The following is a 2,333-nucleotide window of genomic DNA, read 5'->3' on the forward strand; positions in this document are numbered from 1 at the left end:
ACGGGACTAGTCCGCACGACTCGATAAAGTGGTACCCACTGCGGACAGGAACCTTGAGCGGGCAATTGCAACTGTAAGGTCGGTAACGATTGAGATACGCTGCGGCGGTAGCTAGAAATTGGTAACTCAAGACCGCGCTCGTCGATATAGATCTGAGTTTCACTGGCTGGATCGCGGATCAGTCGTGCCACGGGCGGAAAATCCTGCACTCGAACGGTTAGATGCGGCGGAAATAAACCGCGCTCGACTCGCGCATCGACCATCAAACCGCGCTCGATCGGTTTGGTAGTTAATTGCTCTGAACCTAACGCCACCAGCGATGTGGGATAGGAAATCGCTAACATCGATCGAATGGTGGTATCGCTAAGATATTGATTGCCTTCGATCCGGACTTGTTCTGGTTTGGAGATCGTCCAATCGAGTTGACAAATCCCCCACAGCGAGCCGGTGAGGATGCCGCACATGCAGATAAATCGCCATAACGAGCGGACGGCACGATTGCGCCGTTGCCGTTGCAACTGGCGACGACGTTGTTGGATCTGTTCTGGAGGGGCAGGGTGAGACACCGAATCGACAGGGGTAGGGATAAGAGGACTAAAGATCCAGAAAAGTCTAGATCGATCTAAACCGGCTGGCGATCGCTGTAGAGGACATTATTGAGGGACAAAGTCAGTCTGCACTCGGCGTTTGCCGTCACTGCTAATAACGATCGACCGATCTTGAAGTTTGCCGACGCCACGACTACCAGTGAACTTAATTGAGGGAGTAGTCTGTTGATAGACTACATTACCAGTTCCGACGAGCTGTTGGGAAGCGATCTGCCAAATTAATCGATCGCTATTCAGCTTGGTTTGGTTGCGAGTCGCAATCCCCGTAGCATTTCCAGTCAGGGTCGCGATCGAGCCTTTGAGATCTAGCGATCCAGCATTGGCTGTAAATATGACGCCTTCCTGGGAGTGAACGATCTTTAAAGGTCGATCGGCTGTGACTAGTTCGCGACGCAAATCCCAGGCAAATGATTCACCATTGGCCTGGATTAGCGGCTTAGTGACATTCAATTGGACTTGACGCTGCAAATTGACAATTTGGCGATCGAGTGCGCTAGAGAAGCTATTAGCGGTCGCACGCTCGGTAATCAGATCGCCGCGATAGCGTTGCATTTGCGTGGGGCGATCGCCGATGATTTTTTGGTCTTTGACTAGCCAGGTGAGATGCTCTGTCTGCATGGCTAACTGGGAATCGGGTGAGAGTGCGACGATCTTACCTGTGAGATCGAGCTGTTGAGTGCGGCTGAGATATTTCCCCTCATTGGCTTGGACTTGCAGTTTAGGTTGATTGGCTCGGACGCGATCGCGAATGGTGAGGAGGTCTAATTTTGGCTGCCACTCGACTTCTTGTCCGCTGACAACTAGTTGATTGCGAGTTTCTTTCGTGACGACATCACCGCGCAAAATTACTTTTTCACCCGCCTGTTCGACTTCACCCGTGTTAGCAGTGATGCGCATGATAACTTTGCCGTCTTGATACAGCTCTCCCGCTAACTTGGTAACACTGGCGCGTTTGCGATCGGGGCTATAGATACCACGTTGGGCGCGGACTTTCCACAGCAGTTTACCTTGGTTATCGACTTGCTCGAAACTGAGATTATCCAGCTCTAGCTTGGCTTCGATCGCCGCAGGCGTAAGTGTAGGAGTCGGTTTTGGCGGTGGCGACTGACGACAACCACCAATTCCTAACATGGCGATCGTCGCGAGCATTCCTACATGGCGGTATACTTTCATGCTCGATCCAACTTTTTCAATCGATTTTGATTCTCCCTGTGACTAGCAACTTGACCGATCGGCGTTAAAGTTAGTGCCATAGTGCCTTCAGTTAGTGGCAATAGCAAGCTGTCTTTAACAGGATTAAATATTTAAATCCCCGATCTAAATTGTGTGCGTAATTTCTGCTTTGTACGTGTTTGCGCACACAAAATTACGCCCGCTTGACCCTTATCTCAAAAACCCAATTATCAATTATCAATTATCAATTAATTTAAGTCCAGATATCGGGAGTAACTGAGAGAACATTGCTATTTCTGGGTGTTTTTTGAATATCTTCTTTGACATTTTCCAGATCGATGTAGCGATCGGACACATTGATCAAACTATCACTAGTCATCGATCGCAAGCTAACGACTTCGACCCTTACCCCACGATAACTCACTGCATCGACAGCGTAGGCGAGATCGCCATCACCACTGACTAATACTGCGGTGTCGTACGATCCCACCAAAGCCATCATATCGACCGCAATTTCGACATCTAAGTTAGCCTTTTTGGAACCATCAGGTA

At 49.5% G+C, this 2,333-nt stretch carries 3 protein-coding genes; all 3 read right to left on the reverse strand.

The window, feature by feature from the left end; genetic code table 11:
- Positions 1–566, reverse strand: a 566-nt coding sequence (locus RMO84_RS00555) for an FtsQ-type POTRA domain-containing protein (RefSeq protein WP_310486464.1), incomplete at its 3' end; no start/stop codon positions are given.
- Between the two features lie 87 nt (positions 567–653).
- The gene (gene lptC, locus RMO84_RS00560; protein WP_310486466.1) at positions 654–1,781 is read right to left on the reverse strand and encodes an LPS export ABC transporter periplasmic protein LptC; all 1,128 of its coding nucleotides are present in this window, start codon (positions 1,779–1,781) and stop codon (positions 654–656) included.
- A 253-nt stretch (positions 1,782–2,034) separates the two neighbouring features.
- Positions 2,035–2,333 (reverse strand): NYN domain-containing protein (locus tag RMO84_RS00565; RefSeq protein WP_310486467.1); only part of this gene is annotated, 299 nt, incomplete at its 5' end.

It is taken from the genome of Chamaesiphon sp. VAR_69_metabat_338, assembly GCF_031423935.1.
In the GTDB taxonomy this organism is placed as follows: Bacteria; Cyanobacteriota; Cyanobacteriia; order Cyanobacteriales; family Chamaesiphonaceae; genus Chamaesiphon.